12 protein-coding genes and 1 pseudogene are annotated in these 12,072 nt (G+C 64.4%); 6 read left to right on the top strand and 7 right to left on the bottom strand.

Annotated elements, in window-relative coordinates; translation table 11 throughout:
* Window positions 1-23: 23 nt before the first annotated feature.
* Both A5650_RS14635 and A5650_RS14630 read right to left on the bottom strand, forming a co-directional pair.
* On the bottom strand, window positions 24-812 hold the full coding sequence (locus A5650_RS14635) for an SDR family oxidoreductase (RefSeq protein ID WP_067292593.1): 789 nt from the start codon (window positions 810-812) through the stop codon (window positions 24-26).
* Window positions 813-933: 121 nt separating this feature from the next.
* A complete protein-coding gene (locus A5650_RS14630) occupies window positions 934-1,566 on the bottom strand; it encodes a TetR/AcrR family transcriptional regulator (RefSeq protein ID WP_064414040.1) in 633 nt (210 codons plus the stop codon).
* Window positions 1,567-1,639: 73 nt separating this feature from the next.
* On the opposite strand from A5650_RS14630, the gene A5650_RS14625 reads away from it, so the two are divergent.
* On the top strand, window positions 1,640-2,785 hold the full coding sequence (locus A5650_RS14625) for an ABC transporter substrate-binding protein (RefSeq protein ID WP_067292730.1): 1,146 nt from the start codon (window positions 1,640-1,642) through the stop codon (window positions 2,783-2,785).
* A 42-nt stretch (window positions 2,786-2,827) separates the two neighbouring features.
* On the opposite strand, the gene A5650_RS14620 is transcribed toward A5650_RS14625, so the two are convergent.
* Window positions 2,828-3,916, bottom strand: coding sequence for an NAD(P)H-dependent amine dehydrogenase family protein (locus A5650_RS14620; protein ID WP_067292590.1), 1,089 nt, complete (start codon window positions 3,914-3,916; stop codon window positions 2,828-2,830).
* A gap of 126 nt (window positions 3,917-4,042) precedes the next feature.
* On the opposite strand from A5650_RS14620, the gene A5650_RS14615 reads away from it, so the two are divergent.
* Window positions 4,043-5,281, top strand: a complete 1,239-nt coding sequence (locus A5650_RS14615) for a cytochrome P450 (RefSeq protein WP_067292586.1) — start codon at window positions 4,043-4,045, stop codon at window positions 5,279-5,281.
* An 11-nt stretch (window positions 5,282-5,292) separates the two neighbouring features.
* Complete coding sequence (locus A5650_RS14610; RefSeq protein WP_067292583.1) at window positions 5,293-6,345, top strand: NAD(P)H-dependent amine dehydrogenase family protein; 1,053 nt, start codon at window positions 5,293-5,295, stop codon at window positions 6,343-6,345.
* A gap of 16 nt (window positions 6,346-6,361) precedes the next feature.
* Here the strand turns inward: A5650_RS14610 and A5650_RS14605 are convergent, their stop codons facing one another.
* Complete coding sequence (locus tag A5650_RS14605; RefSeq protein ID WP_067292580.1) at window positions 6,362-7,447, bottom strand: NAD(P)H-dependent amine dehydrogenase family protein; 1,086 nt, start codon at window positions 7,445-7,447, stop codon at window positions 6,362-6,364.
* A gap of 97 nt (window positions 7,448-7,544) precedes the next feature.
* Between A5650_RS14605 and A5650_RS14600 the strand changes: the two genes are divergently transcribed.
* Entirely contained in the window at window positions 7,545-8,387 is an 843-nt protein-coding gene (locus A5650_RS14600; RefSeq protein ID WP_067292576.1) for an SDR family oxidoreductase, read from the top strand.
* Window positions 8,388-8,438: 51 nt separating this feature from the next.
* Here A5650_RS14600 and A5650_RS14595 read toward each other — a convergent pair whose 3' ends face one another.
* The 3 genes from A5650_RS14595 to A5650_RS14590 are packed head-to-tail and all read right to left on the bottom strand — an operon-like array spanning window position 8,439 to window position 10,030.
* Window positions 8,439-9,197, bottom strand: coding sequence for an SDR family oxidoreductase (locus A5650_RS14595; RefSeq protein WP_067292573.1), 759 nt, complete (start codon window positions 9,195-9,197; stop codon window positions 8,439-8,441).
* A 12-nt stretch (window positions 9,198-9,209) separates the two neighbouring features.
* Window positions 9,210-9,389 (bottom strand): (2Fe-2S)-binding protein, encoded by a 180-nt coding sequence (locus A5650_RS26430; RefSeq protein ID WP_082691064.1) that lies wholly within the window; start codon window positions 9,387-9,389, stop codon window positions 9,210-9,212.
* Window positions 9,389-10,030 carry a hypothetical protein gene (locus A5650_RS14590; RefSeq protein WP_067292569.1) on the bottom strand — a complete coding sequence of 214 codons (642 nt, stop codon included), beginning with the start codon at window positions 10,028-10,030 and terminating at the stop codon, window positions 9,389-9,391. The genes A5650_RS26430 and A5650_RS14590 overlap by 1 nt, the downstream gene beginning before the upstream one ends.
* 185 nt (window positions 10,031-10,215) lie before the next feature.
* On the opposite strand from A5650_RS14590, the gene A5650_RS14585 reads away from it, so the two are divergent.
* Together A5650_RS14585 and A5650_RS14580 are read left to right on the top strand one after the other, a co-directional pair.
* Window positions 10,216-11,412 (top strand): cytochrome P450, encoded by a 1,197-nt coding sequence (locus tag A5650_RS14585; protein ID WP_067292565.1) that lies wholly within the window; start codon window positions 10,216-10,218, stop codon window positions 11,410-11,412.
* A 1-nt stretch (window position 11,413) separates the two neighbouring features.
* Window positions 11,414-12,072, top strand: a pseudogene (locus A5650_RS14580) (spirocyclase AveC family protein); the annotation flags it as partial.

Below are 12,072 nucleotides of genomic sequence, written 5' to 3'. Positions count from 1 at the left end.
ATTCGTGTGTCACCGGGTGTCCTTCACCACTGTCGAAGTTCGGCCACGGCGCCCGACGGTCGGGGAGCCAATGTCAGATAGGGAATGAAACTGCTGTTACCGCAGCGAAGTACGTTGTGCACGACGTCAACGAGGTGATTCGCCTCGACGAGACCGCCCTGCATGTAACCGTTGTCCATCCAGAACCGGATGGCGTTCTCGAGTGCGTGCGGATCCCAGGTTTTGTTGAACTCGGTCTGGGAGTCTCCTTCACCGCCGAAGCAGTCACCGACAGCCAGGCGGGTGAAGCCGATGTTGGGGTGTTCGATGCGCCAGGCCTCGACCAATTTGTCCAACGCCGCCTTCGATACGGCGTAGGCACCCAGCAGGGGCCATGGCGCGGAGTAGGAAGCGCTGAGCGACGAGAGGTAGACCGCCGAACCCGCGTTGGCGGCCAGGTGAGGTGCAGCAGCCGCGGTGATGAGTGAGGCGCCGGTGACGTTGGTGGCGAACAGGTTTGCCCATTGCTCGGCCGTCACCTCGGTCAGCGGGGCGAGAACACCGACGCCGGTCGTGTAGACGAGGGCGTCGAGACCGCCGAAGTCTTCGAACACGGCTGTCATGGCGCGTTGACAGGCGTCCGCGTCCGTGACGTCACACGCGACGGCCACCGCGCCGCTGCCCGCCTCCTTGGCGGCGTTCTCGAGGCGGTCACGACGCCGCGCGAGGAACGCGACCCGGGCGCCCTTCTTCGCGAGCCCGATACCGATGCAGCGGCCCAGGCCCGCAGACGCTCCGACTACGGCGACTCGCAGCGATGGCGCGTCTGACATCAGATCTCCTTGCGACGAGGGCGAAGCAACATTATCAGTCCAGTAGAAGAACGATAATCAAAAATGGAAACGCTCATTTCCATGTGGTAGGCCGTCACCCCGAGACGTGAATGAACCACCACTACCGCCTGACCACCTTGCGCGGCTCCGTCGCGAAGCTGAGCAGAAGCCGGTCGAGAATCCGTGCCGCACGACCGCGTGCTCGGCCGGGGCTTTTCGCGTGTGCCACCAGAAGCGCGCCCTCCTCGAGCGATGCGACGAGCATGTGCGTGAGCTCGGCAACGGGCAGATCGTCGATGCTGCCTTCGGCGATGGCATTGCGCACCATCTCGTTGATCAACGCGATGCTGTTGTCCTCCTGGATCGCGCGCAATGTCCGCCAGCCTAAGACGACAGGCCCGTCGACCAACATGATGCGTTGCACCTCGGGTTCGAGTGCAGACTCGAGGAAGCCGTGAAGACCTGCGCAGAGGCGTTCCCACGAGTCCGCGCCGCGCGGCGGGGAGGACAGCGAGCGCAATGTGAGGTCCCGCTCGACCTCCTCGAACACCGCACGGAAGAGTTCGGCCTTGTCTTTGAAGTGGTGATAGAAGGCGCCGCGGGTGCCGACGCCCGAGGTCTCGACCAAGTCGCCGATGCTGGTGTTGAAGTAGCCTTTCTGCACGAACAGGATGCGCCCGGCATCGATGAGATGGCGACGGGTTTGATCTCCGCGAGCACGTCGTTCGGAGTCCGTGCCACCACGCTTGGCCATGCCGAGCATGGTAGCAACATTCACCGTGTAGGTTAGCGTTGCCACACAACCTGCATGTTGTATGTTGCTGAATGTGGCAGACGAAGGTGTTCGCGCGTACGGATCGGTCGCCCCGCTGAAAGTCGGCCTGCTCAACGACTATCCGACCAGGGCCGGCACCGAGGACGACACGCTCGACACGTTACGGCTGGTGTTCGACGAAGCGGTCTCCGTCGGGCTCGTCGACCGGCCGATCGAGGTGATACGCCGCGACGTCATCGGCCTGCCCAACGGCACGTACCACGCCGTCGAACGCGGTTACGACGAGCTGGTCACCGAAGGCTGCCTGGTGATCTTCGGCCCATACGTCTCCGACAACGCGGTGCCGCTGTCCGCGCACGCCAACCGGGTCGCCAAGGTCCCGAATCTCATCCTCTCGGGATCGGAGGAGGCGCTGGGTGAGTGGACGTTCGCGCTCAACAACGGGTCGATGCCCGAGGAGCCTGTCATGCTCGCCGCGGTGATGCTCGGCGATGAAAGGTCGCGTATCGCCATCGCGTACGAGGCATCGCTCATCGGCAAGGAGTATCTGGCGTTCGCCGAGAAGGCTTATTCCGCAGCAGGATTGAAGGTCGTGGCCACGGCGGCCATCCCGCAGGTCGAAGCGGACAAGGCGGCGGTGGTCGCCGAACTCCGGGCCACCGGTCCCGATGCCCTTGTCCACGTTGGCTTCGGCCACGGGTTGTGGGGCTTCTCGGACGCCCTGGAGAGTGCCGGCTGGGATCCGCCGCGCTACACCACGACGGCATTCGAGATGGCACACATCAACGCCGAGTGGATGCGCCACCTACGCGGATGGATCGGTCTCGACAGCTACGACGAGCGCAACCATGTCGGTCAGGCATTCCTCGACCGGTTCGAGGCGCGGTACGGCCGCCGACCGGCGCACTCGATGCCGGGCCTGTGCCACGACGTCGCGACCGTGATCGCCCGGGGCCTGGCGGCGGCAAGGCCGCTGACCGGCGAAGGGGTCAAAGAGGGAATCGAGCAGGTGAAGCTCGTGCCGTCGGCGAGCGGAGCCCCGGGTACCTTCCTCCGGTTCGGCCGTTACATCAGGCAGGGTTGGCTCGGCTCCGATTACCTGATCGCGCGGCGGGTGCTACCGGATGGAAGCGGACACGTATTCCACGCGGCGCCCAGCGACAACATCTCACGCGCGGTGGGCTCGTGCCGAGACTGAACTTGTGCACCAACATGACGTCGTGAAATCGCGTGCAGAACCTCAGTTCCGGCGCTGGCTCCCCAGCTGGATCGCACCGAACACCGGCGCCGTGACGATCCCTGGCGGCTGAGCCCTCACGTAGGGGATCGCCCGGACAGCGCCCATTGCGATCATCAGATGCCCCGGTTGCGCGTGCTGCCCGTTGGGCACCTTGCCGTCCCAGCCGACGTCGAGCGCGAGCTCGAAACTCGGTTCGCCCTTGATGACGGCGCGAATCAGCGGCGCCTTCTCGCCCGCGGCCAGCGGCGTGAGGCCCCATTGGGGCAGATCCCGCGTGAGGACCCATTCCTCGTGAATGGCCAGTAGCGGACGGCCTGACCAGTGTCCGACCCATGAGAACCGTTGACCCACGACCGTTCCCGCCTCGATGGTGCCTGCCAGCACCTCGAGGTCGTGCGGAAGCGTGGTGGCCTCTACGGAGACCTCGACGTGCGACAGGGTGACGCCGAGAACATCGGCGGTGGCGTTGAGCGCCTGGCGATACGCCATGTCGAGCTTCTTGATGATCGGCGAGTCGACGCTGACGTCTTCGGGCGGTCTGCCCATACCCATCAGATCCACGAGCATGGGTCGACTGTCGACCGCCGAAACATCGGTCGCTTCGTAGAGGTCGATTCGATCGATCGTCTTGCTCAGCCCCGTCACAGTCGCCACCAGGCGTTCGAACATGAACCCCGGATTCTCGCCCGCGGCGTGGAACCGGGACTGTCCCGCGCGACAGGCTTCCGCGAAGGCCGCTTCGGTCTCGGCGCCGTAGGTGGGCAGGTGGTTGTAGGACGTCGTCGTGATGACGTCGGTGCCCCCCGCGAGCAGTCGGCAGATGTCGTCGGCGTTGGTGTCGACGGCATGGGCCTTGCTGGCGGCATGGATGACGACGTCGGCGTCGAGTCCGAAGATCTCATTCTTGTCGCTGGTGGCGAGCACGCCGGTGGTCGCCGGAAGGCCGCAAAGCGACCCGGCATCCTGACCGGCCTTCGCCGGGTCGTACACCAGCACGCCCACCAATTGAAAATCAGGGTTCTCAATGAGTTCCGCCAGTGCAGCGCGACCGACGGCGCCCGTGGCCCATTGGACAACTCGAGTTACCAATCGAACGCTCCCGGTGTGCTTTTCGCGAAAGGCTATGGCATGGCTTCGGCCAAACGTACATGATGGAGGCTCGCAACCACCAGGGTGTATGTTGATAGCGGCCGATCCGCAGTGAGGAGTCGTCGCATGTTCGAGCCGGCGAGCGTCGAGGATCTCGAGCAGAGCATTCGAGACGCCCAAGACAAATTCAATGCAGGCATGGGCGCCGACGGTGACGCCACCCCGTATCCCCTCCTCAAGGAGCTGCGCGCACAGGCGCCGGTGCACGCCGGGTGGCCCGAGATGGGCATGATCGGCAATTCGGGAGACGGCCCACCGACCTTTACGGCGTACACGTTCGACACCGTCAAGGCGATCTTCACCGACAACATCACCTTCAGCACCCGCTGCTACGAGGACGTCGTGCGGCCACTGCAGGGCCCCACCATCCTCGAGATGCAGGAACCCGAACACGCGATCTACCGCAAGCTCCACGAGTTCGCCTTCGCTCGCTCATCGATGAAGCGCTGGGATACCGAACTCGTCGGCCCGCTGGTCGATCGAACAATCGCGAAAATCAAGGACGCCAAGCGTGCCGACCTCGTCGACGCGGTGTTCATGCCGATTCCGGTGCGAGTGATCGCAGCCCTACTGGGACTTCCCGATTCCGATGTCCTGCACTTCCACCGACTCGCGATCGACCTACTGGGCTTCCGCGGCGACATGGACTGCGCGATGCGGGCATCGGCGAAGATGAAGGAGTATTTCGTCGGGATCCTTGCCGACCGGCGCAAGGAACCCAAGGACGACATGGTGTCCATCCTCGCGGCCGCTGAGGTCAACGGCGTGAAGATGTCCGACGAACAGATTTACGGTTTCATGCGCAACCTGCTGCCCGCCGGCGCCGAGACCACCTCACGCTCGACCGCCAGCTTGGCATTCGCCTTGCTGACCCACCCCGATCAGCTCGATGCGGTTCGCGCCGACCGCACCCTGCTGCCGCAGGCCATCGAGGAAGGCATCCGCTGGGAAACCCCCCTGCTCAACTTCATGCGCGAGGTCACCTGCGACACCGAGATCGGCGGAGTTCGCGTACCCGAGGGCGCGACGATGATGCTCAGCCTCGGTAGCGCGAACCACGACGAAACACGGTGGAACGATCCGGAGAAGTTCGACATATTCCGGGAACGCAAGCCGCACATCGGGTTCGCGCACGGGGCCCACGTCTGCCTGGGCATGCATCTGGCTCGGCTCGAGACCACGAAGATCTTCAACGCCTTGTTCGATGAATTACCCGGGCTCCGGCTCGATTCCGACGCGCCCGCGCCCTACATCACCGGGACGATGTTCCGCTCGCCCCCTCGACTCGACGTCGTGTGGGATTGAGGTAGCGCCGTATGACGCGAGTGATTCAGTGGGCGACCGGAGTGACGGGGATGATGGCGCTACGCCACATCCTCGGTCGGCCCGATCTCACGGTCGTCGGTGTTCGTGTCTACGATCCGGCAAAAGCCGGTGTCGACGCGGGCACGTTGTGCGGCGTCGGCGAGGCGGGAGTGGTCGCCAGCGACGACCGCGACGCCATCATCGCCTCCGATGCCGACGTGGTGCTCTACATGGGCAAGGTCGAGACCGACACCCCGGGCTGCTTCGCCGACGTCTGCGACCTGCTCGCCTCGGGTAAGAATGTTGTCGCCACGGGCAGCCGGTTCATCCATCCGCGCTCACTGCACGATTCGCTGGCCGACGGCATCGAAAATGCCTGTGAGGCAGGCAAATCGTCTTTTCTCGGGGTGGGCCTGTACCCAGGCTTCTTCGGCGAGTCGATCGCGCCCCTACTGTCGCGGCTCACACAGCAGACGAACCGGATCACCGTCCGCGAAGTGCTCAACTACTCCACCTACGCCAGTCACGACCTGATCTTCAATGCCATGGGTTTTGGGCACGCACCCGACGACACCACCCCACTGCTCGCCAACGCCGAGTACGCGGCGAGCGCATGGATCGGTAGCGCGACGGTGCTTGCTCAGGCGCTCGGCCTGCGAATCCGTGCGGTCGAGGGCTTCCGTGAGGTCGTGACGACGCCGCGCGCGCTGACCGTCGCCGCGGGCGAGATCCCCTCGGGCACCGTCGGTGCCATGCGGTTCGGTGTGGTCGTCGACTGCGTCGAGACGACGATATCGGTCGAGCATCTCACCCGCATGGCTGACGATCTGGCCCCGCATTGGCCGAACGAGATTGGATACGAGCTCGCCTTCGAGGGTGAGCCGAATATGCGAGTACACCTCGAAATCGGTTCTCCCGGTGAAGACCACGCCGAACAGGGGTGCCTGGCCACCGCGATGCATGCGATCAACGCGATACCCACGGTCGTCGCGGCTGAGCCGGGGCTGTATGACCTATCGATCATCGCACCGTTTGTCGCGCATTGGACCAACCGCAGCGGCTAACTGACGCCGAGCGATGTCAGGGCTTGTTTCCGAATCCTGTGTAGCTGCGAATGAGTGGCAGGTCCGCCATCGTCGCGAACCCTGCGGGGGCCGCGCAGACCGCCGGGATGGCGTTGACAACCTGCATCGCCACCGTGACGAGGCCGGCGCGGACGTGCTCCTGGATCGATGCCTCGCGGGTAAAGCTGGCCAGCGGAAAGAAGTGTGTGCGCATGGACGGGTCGCCCTCGATGGTCAATGTCCAGCCATCGAGCGGTCGGGGCCAGTGGTCGGGATACTCGCCGCCGACCGTCCAGAGCGTTTCGAATTCGATGAGCGGTTCACCGTGGCGGTGGCCGATGAAATTCCAGCGTTGCCCGGCCGTGCTGCCCTGCCGCACCACGTGATCGAAGATCTGGAGGTCTTTGGTTGCCGGCACCGTTTCCAGGGTCACCGAGACGTCGTCGATGTCGGCATTCAAGCTGTCGGAGATGAACCAGGTCTGCTCGACGAACAGCTTCGTCAGAAAATTCAGGTACGTGTTGGCCGTGGGGGTCACCTCGTCAACCGGTCGGCCGAACCACATTCCATCGAAGGTGATACCGGTGCTCTCCCACAGCGTCCAATCGGCCCTCTCCTGGAGCGTCAGGCGATCGATCGTGCGACTCATGCCCGACAGCGCCAGCGGCAGCACACCAGACAGATTGCCCGGGTTGAGCCCACTGCCGTGGATGGTGCTGTTGCCCTTCTCGCACGCCGCCAGGACCTTGTCCCGGTCGGCCTCGGGAATGCGCCGAGGGTGGAACAGAAATGACGGCGTTGCCACGTTCTTTCCGCTCTCGAGCAACGCACAGACATCGTCGAGGTCGGTGAAAGACGGTGCGTACAAGACGAGGTCGGCGTCCAACTCGAGGATTGCGGCGACATCAGTGGTGGCGGTGACGCCGATGGGGGCTCTGTTGACCAGGGTCCCGATGTCGACCCCGTTCTTGGCGTCGGAATACACGCGGGCTCCGACCAACTCGAGGTCGGGGCGGTGATCGAGGATGGTGGTGATCATTTCGGAGCCGACAGCGCCGGTGGCCCATTGAATGATCCGCAGTGGGCGGCTGCCGGCGGTCATGGGGCGGCCCCGTTCGAAACCGTCACAGTGCGACAGTACACCGGTGATAACGTAGGTTCTCACAATCGGTAAATGAAATTCTCTACAGGAGCGCGCCGTGGACGATGTGCTGAGGTACCGGGGCAAGTCGGTGGTTGTAACGGGTGCGGCGTCGGGCATGGGCCAGGCGACCGCGCAAATCCTCGCCGATCTCGGTGCGACGGTCACCGCCCTGGACATCCAACCGACGACCGTTCCCGTTGCCCGCGCGCTACAGATCGATCTGCGCGACGCCAAGAGCATCGAAGAGGTCGCTGCGTCCATCGACGGCCCCGTCGACGGGCTCTTCAGCTGTGCGGGGCTGCCCGGTCCGCCGTTCAGCGAATGGGACACGATTCTGGTCAACTTCGTCGGGGCACGTCACCTGGCCGAGCAGCTCGTGCCGAAGATGCCCGAAGGGTCGGCGATCAGCGTGATCTCGTCGTCGGCCGCGATCGGCTGGCAGGACCACATCAAGGTCATCACAGGCCTGCTCGAAACCAAGGGGTTCGAGTCCGCCGTCGAATGGCTCACCGCCAACGAAAAGTTGTGGTCGTGGAGCGGCTATGCCTACTCGAAGTACATCATCGATGCGTGGGTGGGCTGGTGGTATCCCGAACTCGGCCGCCGCGGCATCCGCATCAACTGCATCAACCCCGGCCCGACCGAGACGGCGATGATGCCGGCCTTCCAGAACCTGATGGGCAAGGAGACCGTCGATGAGGCGGTCGGACCGGTCGGACGCTATTCGACTGCCGAGGAACAAGCCTGGCCGCTGGTCTGTCTCGGCAGCCCGCGGTTCAGTTATGTCGGCGGTGAGGTGCTGTGGACCGACGGCGGGTGGAACGGCGCCATGACGATGGGCAGGCATCACGCGCAGTGGGCCGACACGGCAGCCGCAGAGATGTCGAAGAACAGCTGAGCGCCCTGATGGAGCCCAGCCGACGGATCCAAATCCCCTGACTGGCAATATCTATCGGCCGGCGCTCAGGCGGGGGGCCAGGTTCACGATGTCGCTCACGACCGTGGGATTGGCGCGGGACATGGCGATCAACGACAGCATGGCGTTGGCCACGTCATTGACGGCGGACATCTTCGCCGGAATCTGACCCTCCTGTGCCCAGGCCCGGTAGAGATCGGCCAGTAGATCCCGGTCCGCCCCGCGGAGAATCTCGGTGCCCTCCGTCGGGCCGACGCTGACACGGATGACGGCCAGTTCCGGATGCTCGGCCCGCCATGATCGCAGGATCTCGTCCAGCGCGGCCTTGCTGGCGTGGTAGGCCGCGACGCCCGCGCGTGGCCTACCGACATCGTGACTGGACGCGACGAGCGCGACCGCGTCGTCGGCGAGGTGGGGGAGCGCTGCACGCAGCACATGCGATGCGCCTACCGCGTTGACGGCGTAGGCGTGCAACCACGTCGTGACGTCGGTCTCCTCGATCAACGCGAACGGCACCACGGCGCTGGTGAATACCACCGCGTCGAGCTGACCGAACGTCGTGGCCACCTCGTCGACGACCCGCTCGATCGCGCGTGGATCGGAGACGTCGAGCTCGTGCGCGGAACCGTCGAGCTCTTCGGCCAGACCGGACAGGAGCTCGACCCGTCTGGCCGCGAGCGCGACACGGGCGCCCCTGGTGTGAGCCGCCCGCGCAAGCGCGTGACCGATGCCCGAGGATGCGCCGATCACGAGCATCCTCGTGCCCTCGATATTGGAGTGTCGATCGCTCATGCCGTGCTTCTCCTACCTGACTTGAGTTTCCGCTTCCGCGGATTTGATGATCGAGCGGATCGTTCGTCGGCACCTGCCACAGTCCGATCCGGCACCGCACGCGTCGGACACCTGACGCGACGTCCTGGCTCCTGAGGCGACGGCATCGGAGACCGCCTCGATCGTTATGCCCAGACACAAGCAGACATACATCAGTGCAGATCCGTCCCGGCCGTCTCGGCCAGCCGCATCGCATGGACGAACCGCCCGACGAAGACGGGCGGATAGGCGCCGACGCCGGCGGAGGTCAGCCACTCCGAAGCGATGTCGGAGTCCGCGATCCACTGCAACGCGGTACGGGCCGACGCAAGCTGATGAAGAAAGAGCACTTCGCGAGGGGTGTCGAAGGCGCGGTACACGAGTGTTCGGCGGATTCCTTCGCGGGCGAAGTCGGCGAGTGATTCGCGCACGCGAGCCATGAAGACCTCGACGTTCTGGACCCGGGTGACGGCGGCAACCACCACCTCGGTACCCGGCTCGGGGGGCTCGCCGAGGTCGAATCGTTCGACGACCTCACCGGCGAAGACGGCGGGAAGGTCGTCGATGCCGACCGCGTCGAACCAGTCGAAGAAGTACGGGGAGCGGAGGAGGTCGAGCAGCGGCCGCTCGGTTCGGATCCCGATGACGACCAGGACCTTCCCGGGGTCGACCACCGACTCGTACACGAACGCATACCGCGCGCCGAGATCGCGAAGACTTTCTTCGTGCTGCGCGAGCACCGGTCCCACGCGCTCGGATTCGGCGATCCGGAACTCGACGGCGAAGATGAAGCTGCGTACGGCGGCTGGAGCCATTGCCGCCTCCTTCGATCCCGTTCTAAGCAGGTGCACCCAACGTCACGCGATGCGAGAATTCATATTCTCATACGGGCGTTTGTGGCGGTAGGCGGCCATGACGCGGGTGCTCGGCGGTGCCCACCGGGAGGCCGAGCCGGGAGAAATCCGCCAAAACGGCGACCGATAAAGCCTATTCTCACGGTGTGACCTACAGGGTGAAGGTTGAGCCGTATTACGACCCGTTCGACTTCGACATCGACGACGATCCCTACCCCGTATGGAAGAGGCTGCGCGACGAAGCGCCGCTCTACCGCAACGACAAATACGGTTTCTACGCGCTGAGCAGGCACACCGACGTCGCCCGAGAGCTGGCCAACTGGCAGGATTATCGCTCGGGCAAAGGCACCACCATCGACATCATCCTCAACGGCGTCGAGGTACCGCCGGGCATCATCCTGTTCGAGGACCCTCCGATCCACGACTTTCATCGCAGCTTGTTGTCGGGTGTGTTCACGCCACGGCGCATGGCTGCCATCGAACCGTTGGCGCGAGAGTTCTGCCGGCGCGCCTTGGAGCCACTCGAGAACGCCGAGACGTTCGACTTCATCGCCGACCTCGGAGCATGGATGCCGATGCGCACCATCGGATATCTGTTGGGCATACCGGAGGACAAGCAGATCGCCATCCGTCAGAACACCGACCGGCTTCTCGAACTCAAAGACGGCGAACTTGTCGATGCGGCCGATGACATGCTGACGCGACAAGGCTCGATGCTGGAGGAGTTCATCGATTGGCGATACGACCACCCATCAGACGATCTGATGACCGAACTGGTCAACGCCGAGATCGAGGAACGTGACGGTAGCCGCAGGCGGTTGACTCGCGGAGAGGTGTTGACCTACGCCGGCACGCTCGTCGGCGCAGGAAACGAAACGACGACGCGGCTGATCGGCTTTGCCGGACAACTGCTGTCGGATCACCCCGACCAACGCCGCGAACTGGCGGCCGATTTCAGCCTGATTCCCACGGCGATCGAGGAGGTGCTGCGCTTCGAGGCGCCATCGCCCGTGCAGGCACGACACGTCGCTCGTGATGTCGAATTCCATGGTCAGACGGTCGCCGAGGGCTCGGTGATGCTGCTGATCAACGGTTCAGCGAACCGGGACGAGCGACAGTACCCGGACGCGGACCGGTTCGACATCCACCGGCAGGCCTCTCATTTGTCATTCGGTCGCGGCATTCACTTCTGCCTCGGCGCCGCGCTCGCGCGGATGCAAGCGCGGGTCGCGCTCGAGGAGGTGCTGAAGCGATGGCCCGACTGGGAGGTCGATTACGCTGCGGCCAAACGCGCTCACACCTCCAGCGTCAGAGGGTGGTCCACGCTTCCCGTGGCGGTGTGAGGTGACCAATACCGTTGATTGGACGCCGAACTCCGCTTCGGCAGAGCCGGCTGAAGCCCACTTCTCCCCGTGGCCCGCCAGGATTGGGTGGTCGCTGTTCTTCATCGCATACCTGGCGTTCGCCATCGTGACCATCGCGAACATTCAGACAGGTCTGCACGGGGACCCGAAGAAAGCGAACCCGAATCCCGGCCCCGACCCGTATCCGCCGCTCCTCGGCTTCGACAACTGGCCGCTGGCCGTCTCCATCAGCTCGATCCCGTTGGCGATCGGTCTGATCACCGTCCTGGTGTGGTTGTCGTGGCGGCAGCGAAAGGTGCACTGGGCGGTCATCATCGCGTTCGCCGGCCTGATCACCGGAGTGCTGGATCCACTGGCGAACTGGGCGACGTTCGCGATATTCGATCCGCGCATGTTGCACTTCCCGCTGTCCTGGCCGTACGTGAACATCTCACCGAATCTCGAACCGGCGCTGGCGTTCCTGGGCGGCTACGCCGCCTACTATCTGCTGAACGGTCTGGGGTTCTTGAAGCTGCACGACAGGCTCTTGGATCCGCTGATGCGTCGCATCGGCTGGTTGGCGCCGCGCAGACTGCTGCGGGTGTTCATCGGTGCGACGATCATCGCCGTCCCGATAAACGGGCTCATCCAGGTGAACTG

The organism is Mycobacterium sp. 1164985.4, assembly GCF_001668575.1.
Classification (GTDB): domain Bacteria; phylum Actinomycetota; class Actinomycetes; order Mycobacteriales; family Mycobacteriaceae; genus Mycobacterium.
The sequence above is the reverse complement of the archived record's forward strand: the minus strand, read 5'-3'. Positions and strand labels throughout refer to the sequence as shown.

Bases quoted from the DNA above. Each gene is read 5' to 3' on its own strand.
- A5650_RS14630 (WP_064414040.1), bottom strand. From the start codon at position 1,566: ATGGCCAAGCGTGGTGGCACGGACTCCGAACGACGTGCTCGCGGAGAT.
- A5650_RS26430 (WP_082691064.1), bottom strand. From the start codon at position 9,389: ATGTATGTCTGCTTGTGTCTGGGCATAACGATCGAGGCGGTCTCCGAT.
- A5650_RS14610 (WP_067292583.1), top strand. From the start codon at position 5,293: ATGACGCGAGTGATTCAGTGGGCGACCGGAGTGACGGGGATGATGGCG.
- A5650_RS14595 (WP_067292573.1), bottom strand. From the start codon at position 9,197: ATGAGCGATCGACACTCCAATATCGAGGGCACGAGGATGCTCGTGATC.
- A5650_RS14590 (WP_067292569.1), bottom strand. From the start codon at position 10,030: ATGGCTCCAGCCGCCGTACGCAGCTTCATCTTCGCCGTCGAGTTCCGG.
- A5650_RS14605 (WP_067292580.1), bottom strand. From the start codon at position 7,447: ATGACCGCCGGCAGCCGCCCACTGCGGATCATTCAATGGGCCACCGGC.
- A5650_RS14635 (WP_067292593.1), bottom strand. From the start codon at position 812: ATGTCAGACGCGCCATCGCTGCGAGTCGCCGTAGTCGGAGCGTCTGCG.
- A5650_RS14615 (WP_067292586.1), top strand. From the start codon at position 4,043: ATGTTCGAGCCGGCGAGCGTCGAGGATCTCGAGCAGAGCATTCGAGAC.